The following is a 22,865-nucleotide window of genomic DNA, read 5'->3' as shown; positions in this document are numbered from 1 at the left end:
TATCGTTTTACATATCTCGCTAAAAAGGGAGTTGTTTCCATGTTTACAAAAGAAAGTTATGCAGGATCTCGTGAAGAGCAATATGAGACAGTAATTAAACAACTGGATGCATTATTAACTGGCGAACCAAACGTAGTCGCAAACTTATCAAATGCGTCCGCACTATTAAACCAATTTTTAGATCGTGTGAATTGGGTTGGCTTTTATGTAACAGAAGGAAATCAGCTTGTTCTTGGACCATTCCAAGGAATGCCTGCTTGCGTACGTATTCCATTTGGACGAGGCGTTTGCGGCGTTGCAGCTGAAACGAAAACAACGCAGCTTGTGGCGGACGTTCATCAATTCCCAGGACATATCGCTTGCGATAGTGCTTCTAATTCAGAAATCGTTGTACCGATTCTGAAAGAAGGAAATGTCATTGGTGTACTTGATATTGATAGTCCTGAAAAAAATCGTTTTGACGAAGTAGATCAGCACTATTTAGAAAAGTTTGTGGAAACACTCCTAAAACATATTTAAAAAAAGAAAAGAGTGAGTTGTCGATTTAGTACGTCATGTACGAAACCGATAACTCACTCTTTTTTATTGATTCACAGTAGATATTTTCTTTAACGCTTGCTCTAAATCAGAAACGATATCTTCCCATGATTCTAAACCGACAGATAGACGTATTAAATTATCATAAATGCCCATTTCTTTTCTTAAATCAGCTGGAATCGCAGCGTGCGTCATCGTCGCTGGATGCTGAATTAATGTTTCTGTATCACCTAAACTTACCGCAATCGTAATAAAGTAAAGGTCATTGATAAACGCTTGCGTCTCTTCTTTTCCGCCTTTTATTGAAAAAGAAATAACACCGCCGCCACGTTTCATTTGGCGAGATGCTAATTCCCCTTCTGGGTACCAAACACCTTCTACCGCGTCATGATTTTTCAGGAACGATACAATTTTTTCTGCATTATCACAATGACGATCCATTCTTACCGCTAACGTCTTTAACCCGCGTAACAATAACCACGCATCAAACGGCGCCATAATACCACCGATATCTTTTCGCATCGGACGGATTTTTTCAGCTAGCGCTTTCGTTTTACAAATCGTTACACCGGCTACAACATCACCGTGACCACCAATATATTTTGTCGCACTATGAACAACAGCGTCACAACCGAGTTCAAGAGGTCTTTGTAAATAAGGTGAACAAAATGTATTATCGACAATAACAAGCAAGTCATTGCGCTTCGCTACCCCAATCACCTTTTCTAAATCAATTAATTTCATCGTTGGATTAATCGGTGTTTCAACGAAAATGAGCTTTGTATTTGGACGAATTTTATTTTCAATATCAGTCTCTGTCTCCATATCACAAAACGAATGCGTAATCATAAACTTCTCTTCTAACACTTCTAAAAAACCGTACGTACACCCATATAATCCATTTGAACAAATAATATGATCTCCAGCCTTTAGAAAGCCAATCAAGGTTGCTGAAATAGCCGCCATGCCAGATCCGAAAGCAAGCGCTTCTTCTCCCCCTTCTAACACCGCCATACGTTCTTCAAATAATTTCACAGTTGGATTTCCAAGTCTTGAGTAAATATACGATGGATCCACTCCTGCGAAACTCGCCTCTCCTTGCTGCGCAGTCTCAAATGTAAATGTAGATGTTTGAAATAAAGGTGGTGTTAAACTTCCCTTATGTTCCTCTGATGTATAACCGTGATGAATTAACGCTGTCTCCATATGCTTCTTTTTCATAAAAACATCCCCTTTTATGTTTTTATCCCGCTATTGGCCGGGCAGTAAGACCCCCACATCAAAATTCAGCGAAAGCAAAAAAGTTAGGCGTGGGGATCAACTGCCCGTAAAAGCCCGATTCGTTCAACTAATACTCAGTGGTGGGGGATGCCCCCACCACTGAGTAAAGTTTCACTTTATCGCCGCATATTCATCAACAAAAAATTAATGAACATTTTTTACTACATTTTATGTAAGCGTTTTATTTGTGTTTCTATCTCTTCTTTTATATTGTTTTAAATTCCTTCTTGTTAATTTCCAAAATTTATATGCATAAAACAAAAAGGGAGTCGCTTGACGAAACTCTGGGTAAAAGATATAATAGCGTTTGTGTAAAATAAAAAGGCAGCCTTGTAATGTGAGTTTATCGTTTGTATTTTGTTCCTCTACGGAGGTGTATCTCGTAACTCCCTGCTGCTGGAGCGAAGGTACATGAAAACAAAATGCCCGTAAATATCGATTACGTCTGTTTTTATTTTACGTAAATAAAAACATTTTTAAAGGAGGAGTCAACTATGGCTCGTTATACAGGTCCAGCTTGGAAACTGTCTCGTCGTCTTGGAATCTCTCTAAGCGGCACAGGAAAAGAATTAGAAAAACGCCCTTACGCACCAGGTCCTCACGGTCCTAACCAACGTAAGAAACTTTCAGAATACGGTTTACAATTACAAGAGAAACAAAAACTTCGTCACATGTACGGCATGACTGAGCGTCAATTCCGTCGCACATTTGACCAAGCAGGTAAAATGCCTGGTAAGCACGGCGAAAACTTCATGATCCTTCTTGAAGCTCGTCTTGACAACTTAGTTTACCGTATGGGCTTAGCTCGCACTCGTCGTGCAGCTCGCCAATTAGTAAACCACGGTCACATCACAGTTGATGGATCTCGCGTAGATATCCCATCTTACCGTGTAAAACCTGGTCAAACTATCAGCGTTCGCGAAAAATCTAACAGCCTTGTTGTTGTTAAAGAAGCGATCGAAGTTAACAACTTCGTACCAGAATACTTAACTTTCGATGCTGATAAGTTAGAAGCTACTTACACTCGTCACGCTGAGCGTTCTGAGTTAGCAGCTGAAATCAACGAAGCATTAATCGTAGAGTTCTACTCTCGTTAATCTCGGTACTCTGCAAAGAGTAGTATTAAAAGCCTTAGAACCCTTGTTAATTCAAGGTTTCTGGGCTTTTTTTATTTATCATTTATACTGCAAGATAGAGCATAAATAAGAATACTACTGGGGCTAAGTGGGGCTAGTTTGGGGCTTAAAAATCTAAAGGCTGGCGTGTGTATAGGAATGGATAAGTGCAAAAAAACAAATGATAAAAGGAGTTAATTGTTTTGAAAGAGAAATTCACCAAGATCCCTCTTCATGTTCATGACTTTCAAACATTAAAATCGTTATTAGAAGAAGTGGTACAAGATGAAATAGATTTCATTGAAAGTTTTTCTAAATATGCTTTAATTATTTCTTCTAAAGAATCTTTGGTCACAATTAATCTTAGAAGTGAATTTTTCCCCGATCCACACTTAGCAATAACTGCTATAAGTATTACTCCAAGCAATCAAGGAAAGGGAAGTATTGTCCTTGATTGGTTTAAAACATTTGCGAAAGAAAAAGGCTTCAAACGCTTAGTATTACAGGAAGTTATAACTGAAGAAGGTTACCACTTTGCATTAAAACATGGATTTTCAAAAAATGTTAGTCTATATGAAGAAATGTTTGAAAAAGAAAACCGTTTTGAAGGAAATTACGAACTGCATTTAACGTAAAGAATTAAGATGAAAAGTGAACGAATACTCTCCATAGACGTTCACTTTTTTACTCAATGGATTACCTAATATCACCTATCTTATCCTTTCCACATACAAGCACATCCATTGAATAATAAAAAGCCACACTCCATTGAATGTGACTACATTAATTCTTCAATTAATTTATTTTCTTCTTCAATAATTTATAATAAAGATTGATAAAAAGACCTATTTTGTAGAGTATTTCTTTATTCAACAATCGGGCCATTTTCTCAAATAATATTAATTAACAAAATAGATATTTATGTTAATATTTAGGGGGATGTGAAGAAAAGTAGATCTGATGACACAGAAATTTAATTAAATTAGGAGATATGGCGATATGAAAATATCAAAAGCGATTATACCTCTAGTAGTAACAACAGTTTTTGGATGCTTTGCAGCAAGGAGGAAAAATTCTAGAAAATCATCTAAGACGATTTCTGAAATAGCCAAATTTGCTTCTGATGCAACAGTTAATGCTGCAGAAAAGACGTTTGGTGGACTCAAGCAAAGTACGATAGATGAGATAGTTTCAAATACATCTAGAGGTTTGAAAGCAGTAATTAATGGTGACAAATTGGAGTATTGGTATAAGTCTGCTTCTGGGAAACATAATTATAGTTTGAGCCTTACACTGGATTCAACAGGAAAAGTAATTATTGATATTTTAAAAGGCCAGTATGTCGCTAATTCACCACGTATTTTTGCGGAGAACTTAATAGAAGCAATGAAGAAAGCCAATTAGAATTTGTAGGATTGATTATATGATTGAGGTCCCAAACATTCTTATTCAATTATAGGGCGCTTTAATAGAATAAGGATCACAGAAATAATCAAACTTTTTTATAAAAACAAGATTTAAATCTACTTGATAAGAATCCATTTTAATCAATCTTTTTTCAAAATGGATTCTTTTTATTTATCGTAAAATACCGGTTTGTGAGGTGCTTTTGATCAAACTTTATTTCAAAGCTACAACAAAAACTTCTCTATCATATTGCGATAAAATTTCTTCACGATTAATCATTTCTACTTTCTCACCAATTTACCAATATCCAGCACGAAGTAAAAACTCAGAAAAACCTTCTGGAATCGGCAATTCATAACCATCTAAGGTTATTCTAGTTACCTCAATTCCTTCTCTAATAATCATCAAATCACCCTTTCATTTTGGTTATGGATAAGTTCGATTTGAGATGTGTTGATACCTTTATAAAAATAATAAGCTACGCAAATAACTTATTGGACAAATTTCATTTCGATAAAAAATGAATGTATGGCGAGCATCTATAACATAATCCAATTGTGATATAATGGTTCAGTTGGAATATTAAACCTATTTTTTAAAAAGGAGGATATATAAGTTATATGTCATTTACCGAAATTGCTGATATCGCTAAAATTGTAGGTGCAGCTGTAGGGGTGTGGGGAATCATAAAAGGATTCGGTTCATTTTACATGGAATCTTCCATTACCAATGAATTCGATCAATTATTTAAGGACAAAACTAAACGTAAGCAGATGGATATTTTTATGTTTTGGCAAGATATAATCCTTGCTGCAATATGTGTATTTATTCTCCCTGCACTTTATTTTAAATTTTTTATACCTAGTGTACCAATTGACTATTCTTTCATTTTAAAAAAATTATATCAAGTAAGTGCGCTCTTATTTTCTTTGATATTTTTAATACTTTTAATAATAGCAGCTACCCTTCCCTTCATTAAAACTAATAGAAATAGTCTATTCTGTAGAATTACTAGATATGTTGGCCTACTTAATATGATTAATTTTATGTTCATTTATTGGATCCTTTTCAATATCAAAATTGATATTAATCTCTTTCAAACTTCAAAGAATACTTTGGTATTAATCGCCATCTTTCTCCCATTATTTATGAGCTTCTTTTATAAATATTTAAATCAACAATTAAGGGATAGACATCAAACACAATATCTTGTAGAAAGCTTAAGCGAAGAAAAAATAAAAGAGTTACAATTAATACATAATTTTATTATCGATGATAAAAGAAGTGTATTCCACGAAAAGTACAAAGAAGAAGAGGGACCTTTTTATGTATGCGATTTTTCATCCAATGTATATTTAAAATACTCAAAGATGAAAACAAGAAAAGCTTCTTCACACAAAAAGTAACTAATCAAAAAAAAGCAACCAATCCTTTCATATTGAATATGGATAAGCTCCCTTGTATCTTTATCTCGGAGAGCGCATATTCGCGTTAAACTTATACTACCAAAAAATTTAGGGATTAAAAAATCAAAAGAAAAACGAAAAAGCTGTATTCCTAATGGGAGTACAGCCCTATTCAATAAAATCTGATCAATATGCTTTATTTAAAAATTCTCATATCGCCGTTAATTATTTACCACCATATATGAGCCTATTTGTCCACTTCCTCTTGTTCTCTCTCCTTATGCTCTTTTAAAAACTCAATGCCACTTGAAACTGCATTAATTGTGAAACATTGGAATAAATTATAAACAAAGCTTTTTAATTCAATTAAAGAATGCATTAATATCCCTAAATATAACGTCATTAATACCGATGCAATTATCTCATTTACTTGGTGCGAGACAAACGGTAAACTCCAATCAGCAGGTACATTCTTAAAAAATAACATTAATAATAAATTTAAAATTATTATCCCTAAATATAATAGACTAAGCCCAAAGAAATATAAGTTATATTCTTCAAACTTACTTTTCTCAGCTTCACTTACTGCCATTAGATTAATTAGTGTTGATCCATTTACAAGAGCCTGAAAAATCGCATAACCTGTAATAATTACTGCAAAAGTAGGGACAATGATATCATTAATATTTCCTAAAAGGTCAGTAAAATTCTCAATGTAACTTTCAGAATGTACTAATAGAAAATAATGTATTGCGAAAAAAGCTAATGATACTACGACCAAAAATAAGAATCTCCGCATTGAAGGAATTTGTAGAGCTAAGCTCTTCTTCACGAACTGATCCGACTTAACATTTGGGTCAGTTAATCTTCTTATACTTTCAATTAACTGGTCCTTTTTCTCTTGGTTCATCTTTACCTCCTATCTACCCTCAAATATACTCATCAATTTTCCAAACCATCTTTCGTATATATTCTGATTTTCCTCACTAGTATCAGTAAATTGTTCTTCATTTATAACCCTACCAGCTATGCTATCTAGATTCTCATAAAGATCCTCTGTATCTTCTAACTGAATTTGCATTTCTTCCGTAAAAGAATCGTCCCTTAAAGTTCTAGCTGAACCATTATTATATACAACCCTAAGAGTCGGTCTTACCAAACCATTTGTATCATCAAGGAGATTTATTACATTTTCTCTACTATCAGGCGTATTTATTTGAGTATGCCCACTTTTACTATCTACTTCTTCTAACATCTCTCTCATATAAGTAAAGACTTCGTTCCCATCAATATCTCCATTCAACGGGTAAAAACGAAGAATTACATTTTGGATTTTTTTAACATTTTTCATTTCTTTCCTAATGGCATCTTTAAATGGAATTGCTACAATGTTAAGGTTTGCCGCAGGTAACCTCTCCTCTTTATCCTCAATATCTCTATTAATTTTACTAACATAATCTTTTAATACATATTTTGCAGTTGCAGAAAAGTTTCCAAGATTAGGGCTTCCTTTTTGATTTTTCACAAGTACCATTCTATGATTCTTTAAATTTATTAGAAAATAAGAATATGGATCTGAAGGATGAATTTCATTAGTTAATGTTAATTTTCCTTCAGTATATAACGACTTCACTTCTAATTTTGTACGTTTTATTAACAATCCCCCTAACATAAATTCCCCTTTAACCATGATTAACTTTACATTGTCAAAGAAGTATTTATTACCGTCACTTTCTCTTACTTGAGACTGTTGAAATGCCGGCATAACAATTTCTTCAAAATAATCTAACATTGGTTTATTTTCTTTTCCAAACGTACAATTAAAATTAGCAATATACAAACTCTTTCTTTCTATCATTTAAACATATCCCCCATTTTCATTATTACTTAATCTAGGACCATGATATCACCTTAATAACATAAAATGTAGATATTTGTATTTTTTATACAAAATATACAAATTAACAAAAAGAACACTGAATAATTTTAATCAATCATTCAGTGTTCTTTAAAACTACAGCTATGTTAGCATAGTCCATTTATACGGTCTTATCGGATCTAATTTCTTCTAAGTGCTAACACAACGTTAGAACTATCATTTCTAAATTCAGCAAGTGTACCTTCTTCTAAACCAGTCAATGCCTCAAACATATCTTCACGTAGGCTTAATTGATACTGATTCGAAAGTTCTTCTAAAATACTACTACCATCAAAAACATCATTTTCAAGTAATGCAAGAATTGATTTTTTAATTAAAACTGGGCTTGTAGGCTTAGATTGTCCATCTAATGGTTCTTTTCTTCTCCAACCATTTTTACTCATTTGTCTTTGCAAATACGAATATTGATTGAAAGTGATTACCCCTAAATTGTATGCCCTTCTAACCATTACTCCTACAGAAACATGCCACTTCTTCTTCATGAAAACATAATGGTCTAGATCAATAGGAAACATACTAACGTCTCTAATAAAAGGTTCTTTGGGTAATAGAAACGCACTAGCAAAATCATTGGCTTGCTGTTCCATTTCTCTTTCTTCCTCTTTAGACAATGTAGATAAGTCAAGATAAGGTTCATGAATCAATATATGAGCAAGCTCGTGCGCCGCATCAAACTGCCTTCTATACTTACTCCCTTTATCATTGCCTAATACCACAAAATAAACGTCTGAACCATCTATTTTCCTTGTCTGTGTATAAGCATCGATTTCTGCAACATTAATTCTTGAGGTGGAAACAATTATTCCATTTACTTCTAAGAGCTCGACCATATTTTTAATTGGTTTATCACCTAATCCCCAAAACTCTCTTGCTTGTACCGCCATTTCTTCTATGCTCATATGATCTATATCTAAAGTAGGTAAATTCTCTTTAGGCAATTCAATATACTCATTAATAAGCTGATAAATAATTGAAAGAAAATCTAGTCTCAACTTCTGAGCCTCAAGATCTTTCTTCAAAGTTTTTGCAAGCGCTCTAAAATAAGCATTCCCTACTTTATCTGTAACAGTATCATCTTCAAAATAGAACTTTCTTGGGAAGCCTAGAACTCCCTCCAATTGAAGCATGATTTCTCCACTAGGTGGACTGATATTTTTTTCATACTTAGAAATCATTTGTTTAGATATTGAAAGCTTTTCCGCTAAATCCAATAAACTCATTGCATTAAAGCGCCTAGCTAATTTCAATCTTTCACCATTAAATTTAGATGTAATCATCTTAAAAAATCCCTTTCTATGAGAAGAGCGCGATTTTATTCAGATGTTTTCTTGTGCTTTCTTTTAAGTGAAACCGCCATATCATGCTGTTCTTGCTCTTGTTGTTTGTCGTCCTTATCACTATCATCATTAGAAGCAACAGTAATAAAGTCACTCCAATCCTCTTCATAAAGCGTATCCAAATTTTCATTTAACATATTAGCTTTAACGGATTTTAATTCATAGCCTTTCATATCAAGACTAATCACACAAAACTGTTCAATCTCACAAGGACTTGCTTGAAGCATTTCCTTATATATCTGACGAGCTTCCTCTTCATCGAAATCCAAGCCAAATGATATCTGTATCGCTCTTCTCTGACTCAAATCTAATTTCTCCTCAAAATCCGCATTACATACCCCTGAAATGGCAGAAATGTAATGCATTACTTTAGGCTTTATCTTTCCTGTCTGCCTAGCATCAAGATTGTCTTGAGACAAAAGGAAAAATAAAGTCTTACTTGTTGTATCAACAAGCCCTGTAACTTTCCAGCCATTTCTCTTTGTTTTGAACGAAACAAGCTCTTCTGCGTCATTCCCAAGTTGATGAGAATATATAAAACTCCATTTTGCCATCCCATGACCATTGTTAAATCCATAATCATTTGCTAATCTATCGCTAGCCTTAGACAACGATGCTTGAACCCTTTGAATGATTTGTCTGATACTATCTCCGTCAACATTCAGTTTAAAAGGCAAAGACGACACTCCCATTCTTCAATATTTTGTCCTCTTATTTTTACATTTTATTTAAAAAACGTCAACCTATAAACTTATATTTTTGAAAATAGTCAATAACATTCTTTTTCCAATTAAAATGGATATCAACTTCACATCAATATCCCTAAAAAACACACCATACTTGCAAATATAGTCAAACCATTTAATCTCTAAACGATACACAGTTGGTTCTACCTCTAAATATATTAATTACTGTAAATTCACTTATAACTTTCATCGAGGTTTGCAAAAAAGTATTAACATACTTTTTAATAATTACACTAAATCCCTTATCGAATAAGTCTTAGCATCCCTTTGTTTACTTTCTTCTGGTATTAAATCCGTAAGTTGTTTTATTATTCGTTGATAGGACTGATCACGAGTATTATATAATCTAGCAACTGGTCGCTCTCTTTCATACGGATCCGTTTTATCGGATTGTGAAAACATTTCATAATCACCATTTTCAGATATATCTACCCACATCTCATTTAATAAAACACGTAACCTTGCTGCCTGAACAATTAATCCCTCCACCACTTTCAATTTGCTGTGCGGGATATCTTTAAATAATCCTCTCAAACGATTTTTTTCTTTATTTACTTGCGCCTCACGCTCCGCAACATTCGCCATATTATCACCTCGATTCAATCATATTTCTAATTAGAGGGAGGGGTCCTATGCGGGATACTCAAAAAATTGGAGAATCGACCCCTTCCTCCGGTGCCCCAGTTTCTCAAAAAGGCTAAAACTTTTACCCCGGGGGGATGTCCTATTCTTTTCCCCCTAATACTTTAGCAAACTTAATCCTTTTCATAATTTCAGCATGTTTATGCTTTATGTAATCTGGATTGTAGTTTAGTTCACTTTCTATAGCATCTAATGTCATTCCATCTCTATATTTCATCTTAAGTATTTTATTTTCTACTCCTTCAAATTTGCTCATCAAATCAATTAACATTTGTAATTTTTGTTTTTTCAAAAGTAACTCTTGTTTGACTTGCTTAATAACTTCTTCCATTTCCACATTACCTAAATCACCGGTTAATTTATCTTCAGGTAAATCGCAGCTGATCTGACGTTTTAATTCAAAGCTTGTTCTTTCTAATTTGTATTCTAAATACATAATTTCTTCTTCTAATTTTTTATAATCATTTAAACAAGTCAATTATCCATCACCTACTTAGATTCAATTTTCTTTCCTAACAATCTCTTTACCTGATAGTTTCATTTTCTTTAGAACATAGCCTGTATAGATATAAGGGCTATCTTCCTCAAAACAATGTGCATCTCTGTGTCCTTCACCTGTTCCGTGATGATGAAACTTTCTACAGTATTGACACCATGTACTAAGATTTCCTTTTTCATCACGTTCAATTGCTAATACGATTGGAGCTTTTTTAGTTGCCATTGACTTACCTCCATTTTTTTAGTTTGTATCCGGAAAATTAACCTCACACGCACCTTCACACTGGGTGAACAGCATCTAGATTAACAGTGAACACCAAGGTGAACGCATATTTAATGTAAACGTTCTACCCCAAAACCTTGATATGACTAGGTTTACGGCAAGGTGAACACTATGAACAACAGAAATCGGCAAAAGTAACAAACTATGAATTCTTCTGCTACTCTCTCTACCTACTTCTCTATATTCTTACTTTTACACTTTTATATAGATTATGGTGTTCATGGTGTTCGCTTTTCCTTCTATCCATTGGTATGATTGGGTTTAAAGGTAGAACAGCGACTTGTGTTTTACCTGTTCACCTACGTGTTCGCTTGTGTTCACCATAACAATTACCTGTTCACTCTATTAACATGAAGGTTTACCAGCAAAAGGCGGTGTTATCCATCCTCTTTCTCTGTCTTTACCCTTTTGTTTTCTTACTGCACCGTACTTCTTAAGTGCTATAGCTGCATTTTTCGTATTCTTAGTTAAATCCAATTCCTTGAAAATAACTTTACTGCTCTTCCACGTCCACAGTTCTTTAGATGCCCCCCAAGAAAATCCACTTAAAATTTCAATTTCCTCATGTGTCTGGAGTTCACTTTCTTCGTTGTGTTCTTTTTGTTTCTGCGCTTCTTCACTAGTAAGAAGGTGGGAAGCATTTTTTAACGCCATTGTGGCGATTTCTCCCCAAAACTGGTCAATATCAATTGCTTTTAAGTCACTTATCTTATCGCCTACGTTTATTACAGCGTATCTTCTATTTCCTGTCTTATCTTTCAAAAATTCATCGTCATTAACAGTTGCAAAAAATACTGTCATCCTCGGATATTTAACTGATAACCTCTGATATGGTCGTCTAAACTCGTCAACATTCTCTGTAAAGAATGCTTTTAGTGCCGCCTGTTCAAATTTCATTGTGGAATCTAACTCACCTAACTCAACAGCAAAGTTGCTTACTGCTTCGATTACACTGTCTTTGTTCTCTGGGTTAAGTCTTTTACCTGTTTTAAAATAATCATCACCTAGTGAGTTAAATAACAACTTGAACCAGAATGTTTTCCCACAACCTTGAGAACCTTGAAGGACAAGTACAAATTCTTGATTCATTTTCCCATTTTCGTTAAATGCAAGTTTAACAGCTTGGATCGCCCATTTTTTTAAATATGCAATTCCTAATTCTCTATCTGATCTAGCGTTTAATGTGGTAAAGATTTCCTCGATACGACTCTTTCCGTCCCATTTCTTAGATACGTTTAAGAAATATTCAGCTACTTTGTTCTTCTTATTACAGCTAGCTAAATATAAAAGATGGTCAATTAGTTTATCCTTTGTTATGAAATAATCCATATCAATAGCTTCTTCTATAATCCCTTGCGCATGATGATCTGCTATTTCACCATAAAAATATAAAATTAGGGATGATAAGTATTCACGTTTTCTTATAACATCGTAATAAACCTCTATGCCCATTGAATCTAATAACTTCTTAGTATTTTCAGCTTTAACAAGGATTTTGTTTCTGCTATTTCTTTTAAAATCTATTTCATTTTGTACTTTTGGTTCTTCTTGTTTACGAATGCCTTGTCCACCACTTATATGTTCCTCGTAATACGCCCTCACTTTTTCGTCTTTCTTACAATGCTCAATCATGGCTTTATAACTAGGCTTGTCCTTCATATCCTCTGTGCCGTTATCTAGGTGGGAAAATTTATGTAGCCTATATAAGTCAAAACTGTTTACATTCTTACCGCTTATCGGATCTGTTGAATGATTGCTATGCGCATGCGTACCATCGTCATAAACAATTAATCCACCTTTAGAGCTTCCTTCAACATAGGTATATCTATTGTTTCTAAATGGCTCATATTTATCTGACAAGAAGTTGTCCAAAACGTCCATTATCGAATAAATATTTGTCCATGCCCCAATCCAGTTTTGTTTTGTGCGTGGATCCGCTTTTTCATTATTTTTAAAGGTCTTGATTTCTTCATGTTGTTTTGTAATGAAGCTAGCATCAAAGAAAGGGAAGTCTTGATAATAAAATTCATAATTATCAGGGTTACTACAAGTCGGATAGTGCATGTGTCGCTCAAATTCACATGAAGTCTCATCTATCCACACTTGAAGAATATCCACTAAATATCGTGTGACTTCTTTGTAGTGCTCCGGCTCAATATCATGATGCAAAGGTATGATAACCCTGTAACGTGGATTCTCTTTTGTATGATTGTGTGTTGAATACATAGCAATCGCAAAATTTGTGAAACCCTCAATGTTCTCCCATACATTTACACCTTCCGGCACTTCATCTATATCGATTAATATAATGCTTCTGCTTTTTACATTGGCTTTATTCCTACGATTTTGAACATATCCACCTATAAAACCACCTGCATTGCCTTTCTCATTGGTTATCATAGGCTCGCTTATCCTATTTAAAAACTCTCCGTATGCTACCTTTTGGTTAATAGCATTTGTGTTGGTAAGTGATTTAAAATTAGTTATATCTATTAACCTGTCATATTTAAGCTCTATTTTTTCTTTATGTGATGTTATAGTAGATAACACTTTCTCACCTCCTTGTTGCTGAATAATGTTTTTAAAAGCAAATATCATACTTGCTTCAATATTCGATTAATTCCTTTTAAAGCTTTGATTGCTTTTGGATCACCGTTTTCCGCTTTTTCTAAAATCATATGTAACTTGTCTTCACGTATTTCAGCAGTTGTCATTAAACTATTCACCTCAATCGTTTCCAAATCGACGTTGCTATAAAATATCAAGCAATTTGAATTAATAAGTATTATCCACCTAATCTTTTATGGACTTTGTTTCCTATGCACACGCCAGCCAAAGCGTTGTTGCTTACCATTCATCTACAATTTCTGTTATTACTTCAAGAGCTCGCTTATAGAACCACCAACGTTTTCTGTTGCGACGTCGCTCTATTAATCTCATACGTGGATCAGATAAAATCTCATCTTCTAGGAATCTCTTACTCATTGATGTAATTACTGCTAATTTTTCAAGATCAACCATCAATAAGGTTTCGTGAAGTTGTTGATCTATTTGCTGCAGTATGTATTCCTTAATGGCTTTTTCATCAATATTTACTTGCACATTTGCAGGAATCATATAATTACCTCATCTCAATAATTTCTTTATATAAACAATTCTTATTTACCTTTCTGCAAATAGTTAAACAAGGTTAACAAGGATTATAAAAAATTTTTTCCACATCCTCTTCAAGTGAACGGGCTATTGAGAGTGCAATGGAAACACGTGTATCACCACCCTTTTCAATATTATAAAGAGTAGTTCTGCTCACACCAGAGCGTTTCGCCAATTCAATCTGCGATATTTTCTTTTTTTCTCTAACTTCTCTAAGTTTGTTAATCACGTTTACCACCTCTTGCTAATAATATATCATGGTGTTAAACTTATGTAAAGCACGATTAACAAAAAATGAGGAGGTAATCCAATGGATGATTTCGGACAACTTTTAAGAGAACTTAGAGGTAATCATTCTTTAAGGGAAATGGCAAATTTAATAGGAATTAGTCATGTACAATTAAGTAATCTAGAAAAGGGTGTTGATCCTCGGACAGGGAAAATCAATCGCCCATCCATTGAAACAATAAAAAAGCTAGCCAAAGCTTACAACTATGATTGTGAAACACTAATAAAGAAGGCTGGATACTTTTTTCATTTCGATGAAAATAATGCAATGAGTGCAGAGGAATGGGAAAAAGCAGAGGAGGAATGGAAGAAAACAGAGGAATATAAAGAAATAGAGGAAGAAACTCAACGAAAATGGGAACAACACTGGGAAGAGTTAGAAAAAAAAATAAAGTTTGAAAAACAAATGATAGATACATTAAATAAATTGAACGACTCCAATCTACGCCTCCTAAACGAAATGGCAAATATCATGCTTAAAGCACAAAACTAAATTTACACATGTTTTTGAATAAATCCAATACCTATCCATTCCTATGCATACGCCAGCCAAAGCAACGAAAGGAATGGTAATGGTGAAGTTACACAAATCAGCAAAAGAACCCGAAATATACTATTATTTCAATACAAAGAATGAAAAACTATGGATGTACCGTCATAAGTATTATGACAACATTGGAAAGCGTAAAGAGAAGAAAAAAAGTGGGTTTAAAACAGAAAAAGCAGCCCTAAAATCACTATTAGAAGTGAAGGCTGCAACACTACGTGGCGAATCTAAACAAGTCGAACATGATCAAATGACCATTGGGGAATGGTTAGATATTTGGTATAACACTCATAAAAATAGTTGGAAACCAACCTCTCGAGCGCAACGTGAAATGGCTATTCGCTTACAAATGAAACCATTACTTGGCCGTTACAAGTTGCATACATTGGATAGAACCACATATAAGAGAGAATTTTTGAATGTACTTGAAAAGAAATATAAGCCAAGTACAGTTCATTTATTTCACACCCTATTCAAGATCGCTATTAACGCAGCTGTAGAAGATGAAATATTGTCTCGTAATCGCTTCACAAAAATTAAACTTTCAAGCCAAGAAACTGTTAAAGACGAAAACAACAATTATTTCACACCTGAGCAATTAGTTGAATTTTTAAAAGTAGCGAAACAAGGAGAAAACACTACAAACTACACATTTTTATTAACCGTTGCATACACAGGAATTCGTAGAGGCGAAACCTGTGGTTTGCAATGGAAAAACATCGATTTTGATAAAAAAACAATTACTATTGAACGTACCAGGGATAATAAAGGTGTACGATCACCCAAAACAAAAAATAGCTATAGAACAATTCTAATAGATGATGTATTAGTAAATCAATTGAAGGTCTATCGGAAATGGTGCATGGAAACAATGCTGTCTTTTGGATATAAACTACATGATGAATCTTTTGTATTTACATCATATCAAACTGGGAAACCTATAACAGATAGCAGTGTCCTTTATGCCTTTAGAAGAGTATTAAATAAAACAACCCTTCCTTCTATAACAATACATGGCTTACGTCATACACACTGTACTATATTATTAAATCAAGGTTTAAATGTAAAAGTAATTGCCGAACGTTTAGGGAATACTCCACAAATGATCTATGAAATTTATGGCCATGTATTAAAGGAAATGGAATCTATGTCAGTAGAGTTATTTAGTCAAAGCTTAGCAGAAAGTGGGGCTAATTTTGGGGCTAGTTAATAATAAATATGCTATAAACACTGATATAATAAGGCTTTTTAATACTATCGAGTTCTACTCTCGTTAATCTCGGTACTCTGAAAAGAGTATTATTAAAAGCCTTAGGAACCTTGTTTATCAAGGGGCCTGGGCTTTTTTTATTTATATAAATGCCTTATGTATAGTAAGATACTTCAAGAAATTTTTTTCATGAAGTATGGATAATCGTCCTTACTTCTCTTTTATTCATTCCAACGATTGGATTCTCTTTAATACTAGCTCCGTTTATTGTACAAAATTTTATAATTCATCTTCATTACATGCTGTTATACTTATGCCCTTAAACATATAATCATTTCGTTTCCAGACTACCCCTTTTTTCATTACTTCCACATTATATCTCAATAGAAAAAGCTACCAAAGAAACTAAAACGTTCTCTCTGGTAGCCTTTATTTATATATTAAAGTTATTTATTTTCCTCTTTTTGAACATATACATAAGCATCTTTCTGCTCTTTATGTACATCAACCTTCGAATGCTCTGCAAGCTGACCCGCATTTAGCAAAGAAAAAATAATGAGCGCTTCTAGTGACATTTTGTTTTACCACTCCTTTCTATTTGTTATACGTTTATCATACCGCTTACATGTGATTTCCGTATGAACTCGAAAAGGAGATTAAAACAAAAAAGTTACAGAACTGCTAACTGTATTTTATTGCTGAAATGGTTTATTAAAGTAAATTCTTACGATATAATACCAAAAAATGGGAGTGTGATTCATTTTGACAATAAACCAAATGGTTCAATTGGGTAGTGCATGTATGCTGTTTATTACTTCCGCGCTTATTAATTGGTATCAGGGGAGTAATTTGATAGATTATCCTGATGAATGGAAATATAGCGCTAAGTTTACGAATTACTTTAAAGGCACCGTTTCAAATTACCAAGATATTTATCAAATCGATTTCTTTATATATGCAGCAAAATTTTATCCAACAGCATTTATTGTTATGCTCATTAGCTTACTTTATATGATCGTATTAATTCTTCATATTCTATTTAAAAGAACTCATGAGGTAATCTAAATTCATACATAAAAACCCCGAATCATAGACTTTTCATCCTACAATTCGGGGTACTATTTGTTTTATATTCGTTTCTGATTAGTAACGAATTAAGAAATATTTCTTTTTACCGCGGCGAATGATTGTAAATTTACCTTCGATGCGGTCGTTTTCTGTTACAACGTAGTCTAATGCTTGTGTACGTTCACCGTTTACGTAGATTGCGCCGTTCGTTACATCTTCACGTGCTTGACGTTTTGATGGAGAGATTTTGCTTTCTACAAGTAAGTCGATTAATACTGTATCTTCTGCAGTACGTTCTACAGATGGTACGTCTTTGAATCCTTGCTCGATTTCGCTTGCAGTCAGTTCTGCTACAGAACCACTGAATAATGCAGCTGAAATTTTAATCGCTTGCTCTAACGCTTCTTCGCCGTGAACAAGTTTTGTCATTTCAGAACCTAATGCTTTTTGTGCTGCACGTTTTTCTGGTGCTTCAGCTACTTGCTTCTCAAGCTCAAGAATTTCTTCATGAGATAAGAATGTGAAGTATTTTAAGTATTTAACTACATCGCGGTCATCTGTGTTAATCCAGAATTGGTAGAACTCGTAAGGAGTTGTTTTCTCTGGGTCTAACCAAATTGCGCCGCCTTCTGTTTTACCAAACTTCGTACCGTCAGATTTTGTAACAAGTGGAATTGTTAAACCGAATGCTTTCGCATCTTCTTCTGATTTACGGATTAATTCAAGACCAGCTGTAATGTTACCCCATTGGTCACTACCACCGATTTGTAGACGGCAATTATGGTTTTGGTATAAGTTTAAGAAGTCGTATGATTGTAAAATCATATAACTAAACTCAGTGAATGAAATACCAGTATCTAAACGAGATGCTACTGTATCTTTTGCTAACATATAGTTTAAACCGAAGTTTTTACCGATATCGCGTAAGAATGAAATTACATCTAAGTTACCAAGCCAATCATAGTTATTAGCCATTGTTGCTGGGTTGTCCACGTTTTCAAATTCTAAGAAGTTTGAAAGTTGATTTTTAATGCTTTCTGTGTAGTAAGCAACTGTATCTTTCGTATTTAATGTACGTTCTGCTTTTTTACCACTTGGGTCACCGATCATACCAGTACCACCGCCAACAAGTGCGATTGGTTGGTGACCAGCTAATTGGAAACGACGTAACATTAATACTGGTAACATATGACCGATGTGTAAGCTATCCGCTGTCGGGTCGAAACCACAGTATAATTTAACGCTTTCTTTTTCTAATAATTGCTCAAGGCCCTCAGCATCTGTTTGCTGATTAATTAGACCGCGAAATTCAAGATCTTGTAAAATACCCATATCCTACATACTCTCCTTTAAGTTCATTACTGGCGTGAAGGTTGAAAACATAAAAAAATCGCCCCTTTAAATAAGGGACGATTTTGATTATCGCGTTACCACCCTAGTTGCAGGCAAAAAAAAGCCTACCACCTTATTTACATAACGGCTTAGCACCGTCTTTTCCCTTTTGAATACAATTCAATCGAAAAAAGATGCTCTAGGGGCGTAATTCGCGATCATCTATGTGCTGATTTTCACCGACCATCAGCTCTCTAAAACAGGGAAATGATCACTACTTCTCCCTTTCCACGCTCAATTATTCATATACTTTTCTTTATACCATCATTTATATAGGCGTGTCAAATAGAGGTCGGGTTTCTCTCCTTTCCAATCCTTTACAACGTCGCAAAGAGTATCGTAATAAGAGAAAGAATTGGAACCCCAACTAATAACGATACATGAAACACAACCGATAAATCATTCCCAATCGTCGCCTCCACAGGATCTTTCGCTGGAGAACCAAGAAATCCGATTAATCGATCGAAGCGACTTACCGTTTTTGGAAAATCTGGTATTTCTACATGATCACTATCTAAATGCTGTTTTAATTTGTATTCACTCTTAAAGGGATTTTCGCTCAATTTCATCCACCTCCAGCAATTGTTTCAATTTCTTTATTCCGTTATGGAGTCTCGATTTCACTGTTCCAATCGGAATGTTTAATATCTCTGCAATATCTTTTTGCTGCATATCATGATAATAAGAAAGAATAAGGACAGCCCGCTGTTCTTCAGGAACTTTCAAAATTGCCTCTCTTACCGTGAGCCGGTCTTCGATAGAAAATTCTTTTTCCTGAATCGGCACTAAAAACGGCAAAAGCGTACGCCACTTTTTTCTTCTATTTAATTTATTAATCATAAGACGATAACCAATTTGAAATAAATACGTTTTTATTTTGCCTTTTTCAGGTTCATACATATGTTTCTTACGTTCTAGCGTCAAAAACGTATCTTGCACGAGATCGATACTTAATTGTTCATCTCGGTTAAATCGATATAAAAATGTGTATAGCGCTGGTTTGATCAAAACATATAGTTTTTCTCCCGCCTGTCTATCTCCACTTTGATACGCAAGCATGAGCTCCTCCTCAATCCCAATCTGCGCCATGATTTTTGATCTCCTTTATTCCTTTTAACGTTAACGAAATGCGGGAAATTAAATATGCACTTGCGACAATAATCCATACTTGCGATTGATTCGTAAAAAATTGAACATACGGGTTTTGTATTGTATGACCGGTTGAAACTAACAAGTTTAATGCTTGCACACATATGCATGCATACACTGCCAGACAAGCCGAAATCGTATCAAATACATTCCAGCGAAAATACACTTTTGTTTTTGTAAAATCAATTTTATATCCATTTTTCCTTACTATATGTTTTCTATCAAATGGAATAATGATTAAAAACATAACACTCATCATGACCCCAGCTGTAATCATTGATACTTTAAATCCGATTGGCATCGGTAATAGCGAACCACAAGAAAACACAACTATAATTCCAATTAAAGCAAAAGCAAGAAGTAATTTATTAGACATAAAAAAGCCTCCCTCATCTATTCTTTCATAAATGTATACAGACGAGGAAGGCGCTTCGTTCAAATATTATTTTATTTTTTTAATAATCTTTGCAGGATTTCCGCCAACTACTACATTGTCCGGCACATCTTTCGTTACAACAGCACCAGATGCGATAACCGCATTGTCTCCAATCGTTACACCTGGATTAATAATTGCTCTTCCACCAATCCATACGTTATCGCCAATTGTAACTGGTTTTCCGTATTCTGATCCGCTTATGCGCTCTACTGGATCAAGCGGGTGCGTTGCTGTATAAATGTGAACACCTGGAGCTAACATGCAGTTCACTCCGATTGTCACCGGGCATACGTCTAAAATTGTACAGTCAAAGTTTGCGTAAAAATTTTCGCCAACGTGAATGTTATAACCGTAATCACATCTAAAAGAAGATTCAAGATGAATGTTATCTCCAGTCGTTCCGAATAGTTCTTTTACGATTTCGCTACGCTCTTTTAATTGTACTTCTGGCGTATCATTTAATTTTCTCGTTAATATACGAGCCTGCTCCCTCTCTTGTACTAAAACTGGATCAGCTGGTATGTACATTTCCCCTTGTATCATCTTTTCTTTTTCTGTTTTCATCATACTACCCCCTCCGACTTATATATATAAGTTTATAATAACATAAAAAAAGGTCTGAACGTTATTTCGTTCAGACCTTCCTTTCTTAATCTTCCATCGTTGATAAGTCACCTGTCGGTAAGTTTAATTCCCACGCTTTTAATACGCGGCGCATAATTTTACCGCTTCTCGTTTTCGGTAATTTATCTCTAAATTCAATTTGTCTTGGCGCTGCATGAGCTGCTAGGCCTTTTTTTACAAATTGACGAATCTCTTCTTTTAATTCATCAGATGGTTCATATCCTGCACGAAGCGCGATAAAAGCTTTAATGATTTCCCCGCGCACTGGATCAGGAATACCAATTACACCAGCTTCTGCAACAGCAGCGTGCTCGATTAATTTACTTTCTACTTCAAATGGACCAACGCGCTCACCTGACGTCATAATTACATCATCAATGCGCCCTTGGAACCAGAAGTATCCGTCTTCATCCATATAAGCTGAATCACCTGATACGTACCAATCTCCTGGCATAAAGTAAGATTCATACTTTTGCTGGTTATTCCAGATTCCACGCATCATAGCTGGCCAACCTTTACCAATTGCTAAGTTACCCATTGTGTATGGAGGAACTTCATTTCCTTCATTATCAACAATCGCTGCTTTCACACCTGGAATTGGTTTACCCATTGAACCTGGACGGATTTCCATACAAGGGTAGTTACAAATAACTTGTCCACCTGTTTCTGTCATCCACCACGTATCATGAATACGAAGTCCAAATGCGTTCATACCCCAGCGAATTACTTCTGGATTTAACGGTTCACCAACGCTTAATACGTGACGAACTTGTGATAAATCATATTTTTTTATTGCTTCTTGTCCAGCTCCCATTAACATACGGAACGCTGTTGGTGCGCTATACCAAACTGTTACACCGTAATCTTGCAGTGCTTCATACCACGCTTCTGGACTAAATCTCCCGCCTAAAATAACATTTGATGCCCCTACTAACCACGGTGCGAAAATACCGTAAGCTGTTCCAGTTACCCAGCCTGGGTCAGCTGTACACCAATATACATCATCTTCTTTTAAGTCCAGTACCCATTTCGCAGTTTGATAGTGCTGAACCATTGCATTTTGTGCATGAAGGACGCCTTTTGGCTTACCAGTAGAGCCAGATGTGTAATGAAGGATTAAACCGTCTTCACGGCCTAACCATTCGATATGTAATTCTTTTGAAGCTTGTTCAAATAAAGGATTAAACGCTACAAGTTTACCGCCTTCTTCTGCATTGTCTCCAACAAGGAAGACAGTTTTTAAAGCTGGTAAATCATTTAATGGTATGCGCTCTAACAATTCAGGAGTTGTAATTAACACCTTTGCTTCGCTATCTTCTAAACGATCGCGAACTGCGCCTTCCATAAATGCTTCAAATAACGGTCCAACAATTGCCCCTAATTTCACTGCACCTAGAAGTGCGAAATATAATTCTGGGGAACGCGGCATAAAAATAAAAACGCGATCGCCTTTCTCAACATCGCCATAGTTTTTCAGGACATTTCCTGCTTTATTAGAAAAATCCTTCATTTCCTTAAATGTATATTTCTCTTTTCGCGATCCATCTTGATAATAAAGTGCCACTTTATTCTTTCGATCGGATTTCGCATGCTTATCAATTGCCTCATACGCCATATTCACTCGGCCTGTTTCATTCCAAGTAAAATTTTTATTAACCTCTTCCCAGCTAAAATTCGCGTATGCCTCTTCATAATTCGGCAAATTATTTTCTCCTTTAATGACAGGAAGCGTTTCCACTTTCATACTTTACATCCCCCTCCTATGTATTCTATTATCTATTATAATGATATTATTTAAAATTTTCAG

The 22,865-nt window shown here is 34.7% G+C and carries 26 protein-coding genes, 1 pseudogene and 1 other annotated feature; of the genes and pseudogenes, 8 read left to right on the top strand and 19 right to left on the bottom strand.

Annotation, left to right across the window (positions count from 1 at the left end):
* Positions 1-39 precede the first annotated feature (39 nt).
* The gene (locus tag BAU23_RS22290) at positions 40-519 is read left to right on the top strand and encodes a GAF domain-containing protein (RefSeq protein ID WP_000494318.1); all 480 of its coding nucleotides are present in this window, start codon (positions 40-42) and stop codon (positions 517-519) included.
* A gap of 63 nt (positions 520-582) precedes the next feature.
* Here the strand turns inward: BAU23_RS22290 and megL are convergent, their stop codons facing one another.
* Positions 583-1,758: a methionine gamma-lyase gene (gene megL, locus BAU23_RS22285; RefSeq protein WP_000726600.1), complete on the bottom strand. Its 1,176-nt coding sequence runs from the start codon at positions 1,756-1,758 to the stop codon at positions 583-585.
* 554 nt (positions 1,759-2,312) lie between these two features.
* On the opposite strand from megL, the gene rpsD reads away from it, so the two are divergent.
* The 3 genes from rpsD to BAU23_RS22270 all read left to right on the top strand — a co-directional run bounded on the left by rpsD (position 2,313) and on the right by BAU23_RS22270 (position 4,337).
* Entirely contained in the window at positions 2,313-2,915 is a 603-nt protein-coding gene (gene rpsD, locus BAU23_RS22280; protein WP_000135322.1) for a 30S ribosomal protein S4, read from the top strand.
* A 221-nt stretch (positions 2,916-3,136) separates the two neighbouring features.
* Entirely contained in the window at positions 3,137-3,568 is a 432-nt protein-coding gene (locus BAU23_RS22275) for a GNAT family N-acetyltransferase (RefSeq protein ID WP_071735178.1), read from the top strand.
* A gap of 364 nt (positions 3,569-3,932) precedes the next feature.
* On the top strand, positions 3,933-4,337 hold the full coding sequence (locus BAU23_RS22270) for a hypothetical protein (protein WP_071735177.1): 405 nt from the start codon (positions 3,933-3,935) through the stop codon (positions 4,335-4,337).
* Between the two features lie 216 nt (positions 4,338-4,553).
* Here the strand turns inward: BAU23_RS22270 and BAU23_RS22265 are convergent.
* Positions 4,554-4,745 (bottom strand): annotated as a pseudogene (locus BAU23_RS22265) (hypothetical protein).
* Positions 4,746-4,960: 215 nt separating this feature from the next.
* On the opposite strand from BAU23_RS22265, the gene BAU23_RS22260 reads away from it, so the two are divergent.
* Positions 4,961-5,746, top strand: a complete 786-nt coding sequence (locus BAU23_RS22260; protein WP_071735176.1) for a hypothetical protein — start codon at positions 4,961-4,963, stop codon at positions 5,744-5,746.
* A 247-nt stretch (positions 5,747-5,993) separates the two neighbouring features.
* On the opposite strand, the gene BAU23_RS22255 is transcribed toward BAU23_RS22260, so the two are convergent.
* The 10 genes from BAU23_RS22255 to BAU23_RS22210 form a co-directional block, all read right to left on the bottom strand.
* A complete protein-coding gene (locus BAU23_RS22255) occupies positions 5,994-6,656 on the bottom strand; it encodes a hypothetical protein (protein ID WP_071735175.1) in 663 nt (220 codons plus the stop codon).
* A gap of 9 nt (positions 6,657-6,665) precedes the next feature.
* Positions 6,666-7,604 (bottom strand): hypothetical protein, encoded by a 939-nt coding sequence (locus tag BAU23_RS22250; RefSeq protein ID WP_071735174.1) that lies wholly within the window; start codon positions 7,602-7,604, stop codon positions 6,666-6,668.
* A gap of 200 nt (positions 7,605-7,804) precedes the next feature.
* Positions 7,805-8,962, bottom strand: coding sequence for an XRE family transcriptional regulator (locus BAU23_RS22245; RefSeq protein WP_071735173.1), 1,158 nt, complete (start codon positions 8,960-8,962; stop codon positions 7,805-7,807).
* A gap of 35 nt (positions 8,963-8,997) precedes the next feature.
* Positions 8,998-9,708: a DUF5986 family protein gene (locus tag BAU23_RS22240; RefSeq protein WP_244159729.1), complete on the bottom strand. Its 711-nt coding sequence runs from the start codon at positions 9,706-9,708 to the stop codon at positions 8,998-9,000.
* A 288-nt stretch (positions 9,709-9,996) separates the two neighbouring features.
* Positions 9,997-10,353 (bottom strand): hypothetical protein, encoded by a 357-nt coding sequence (locus BAU23_RS22235; protein ID WP_071735171.1) that lies wholly within the window; start codon positions 10,351-10,353, stop codon positions 9,997-9,999.
* A 139-nt stretch (positions 10,354-10,492) separates the two neighbouring features.
* Complete coding sequence (locus tag BAU23_RS22230; protein ID WP_071735170.1) at positions 10,493-10,888, bottom strand: transcriptional regulator; 396 nt, start codon at positions 10,886-10,888, stop codon at positions 10,493-10,495.
* Between the two features lie 21 nt (positions 10,889-10,909).
* Entirely contained in the window at positions 10,910-11,131 is a 222-nt protein-coding gene (locus BAU23_RS22225; protein ID WP_071735169.1) for a hypothetical protein, read from the bottom strand.
* A 405-nt stretch (positions 11,132-11,536) separates the two neighbouring features.
* Positions 11,537-13,789, bottom strand: coding sequence for a VapE domain-containing protein (locus BAU23_RS22220; protein WP_071735168.1), 2,253 nt, complete (start codon positions 13,787-13,789; stop codon positions 11,537-11,539).
* 249 nt (positions 13,790-14,038) lie between these two features.
* Positions 14,039-14,308 (bottom strand): hypothetical protein, encoded by a 270-nt coding sequence (locus BAU23_RS22215; protein ID WP_000611694.1) that lies wholly within the window; start codon positions 14,306-14,308, stop codon positions 14,039-14,041.
* 73 nt (positions 14,309-14,381) lie between these two features.
* Positions 14,382-14,573 (bottom strand): helix-turn-helix transcriptional regulator, encoded by a 192-nt coding sequence (locus BAU23_RS22210; protein ID WP_083583403.1) that lies wholly within the window; start codon positions 14,571-14,573, stop codon positions 14,382-14,384.
* Positions 14,574-14,654: 81 nt separating this feature from the next.
* Here BAU23_RS22210 and BAU23_RS22205 point away from each other — a divergent pair, with 81 nt between their 5' ends.
* A complete protein-coding gene (locus BAU23_RS22205; RefSeq protein ID WP_071735167.1) occupies positions 14,655-15,125 on the top strand; it encodes a helix-turn-helix domain-containing protein in 471 nt (156 codons plus the stop codon).
* Between the two features lie 82 nt (positions 15,126-15,207).
* Positions 15,208-16,389: a site-specific integrase gene (locus BAU23_RS22200; protein WP_455577928.1), complete on the top strand. Its 1,182-nt coding sequence runs from the start codon at positions 15,208-15,210 to the stop codon at positions 16,387-16,389.
* A 446-nt stretch (positions 16,390-16,835) separates the two neighbouring features.
* Here BAU23_RS22200 and BAU23_RS22195 read toward each other — a convergent pair whose 3' ends face one another.
* A complete protein-coding gene (locus BAU23_RS22195) occupies positions 16,836-16,964 on the bottom strand; it encodes a hypothetical protein (RefSeq protein ID WP_000050938.1) in 129 nt (42 codons plus the stop codon).
* Positions 16,965-17,151: 187 nt separating this feature from the next.
* On the opposite strand from BAU23_RS22195, the gene BAU23_RS22190 reads away from it, so the two are divergent.
* Positions 17,152-17,454 (top strand): YjdJ family protein, encoded by a 303-nt coding sequence (locus BAU23_RS22190; RefSeq protein ID WP_000154641.1) that lies wholly within the window; start codon positions 17,152-17,154, stop codon positions 17,452-17,454.
* Positions 17,455-17,532: 78 nt separating this feature from the next.
* Here BAU23_RS22190 and tyrS read toward each other — a convergent pair whose 3' ends face one another.
* From tyrS to acsA, 6 genes are all read right to left on the bottom strand, one after another.
* Positions 17,533-18,789 (bottom strand): tyrosine--tRNA ligase, encoded by a 1,257-nt coding sequence (gene tyrS, locus BAU23_RS22185; RefSeq protein WP_000512075.1) that lies wholly within the window; start codon positions 18,787-18,789, stop codon positions 17,533-17,535.
* Between the two features lie 70 nt (positions 18,790-18,859).
* Positions 18,860-19,089, bottom strand: a binding site (T-box leader).
* Positions 19,090-19,166: 77 nt separating this feature from the next.
* Positions 19,167-19,412 carry a hypothetical protein gene (locus BAU23_RS22180; protein WP_001293781.1) on the bottom strand — a complete coding sequence of 82 codons (246 nt, stop codon included), beginning with the start codon at positions 19,410-19,412 and terminating at the stop codon, positions 19,167-19,169.
* The gene (locus BAU23_RS22175) at positions 19,393-19,938 is read right to left on the bottom strand and encodes an RNA polymerase sigma factor (RefSeq protein WP_000057208.1); all 546 of its coding nucleotides are present in this window, start codon (positions 19,936-19,938) and stop codon (positions 19,393-19,395) included. Before BAU23_RS22175 ends, BAU23_RS22180 begins: the two co-directional genes overlap by 20 nt.
* On the bottom strand, positions 19,919-20,374 hold the full coding sequence (locus BAU23_RS22170) for a hypothetical protein (RefSeq protein WP_071735165.1): 456 nt from the start codon (positions 20,372-20,374) through the stop codon (positions 19,919-19,921). The genes BAU23_RS22175 and BAU23_RS22170 overlap by 20 nt, the downstream gene beginning before the upstream one ends.
* Before the next feature lie 66 nt (positions 20,375-20,440).
* Positions 20,441-21,001, bottom strand: coding sequence for a maltose acetyltransferase domain-containing protein (locus BAU23_RS22165; protein WP_002077539.1), 561 nt, complete (start codon positions 20,999-21,001; stop codon positions 20,441-20,443).
* An 82-nt stretch (positions 21,002-21,083) separates the two neighbouring features.
* Positions 21,084-22,802, bottom strand: a complete 1,719-nt coding sequence (gene acsA / locus BAU23_RS22160; RefSeq protein ID WP_000862065.1) for an acetate--CoA ligase — start codon at positions 22,800-22,802, stop codon at positions 21,084-21,086.
* Positions 22,803-22,865: the final 63 nt, after the last annotated feature.

This window comes from Bacillus nitratireducens (assembly GCF_001884135.1).
GTDB classification, from domain to species: Bacteria; Bacillota; Bacilli; order Bacillales; family Bacillaceae_G; genus Bacillus_A; species Bacillus_A nitratireducens.
This window is presented reverse-complemented; position numbering and strand designations above follow the sequence as displayed.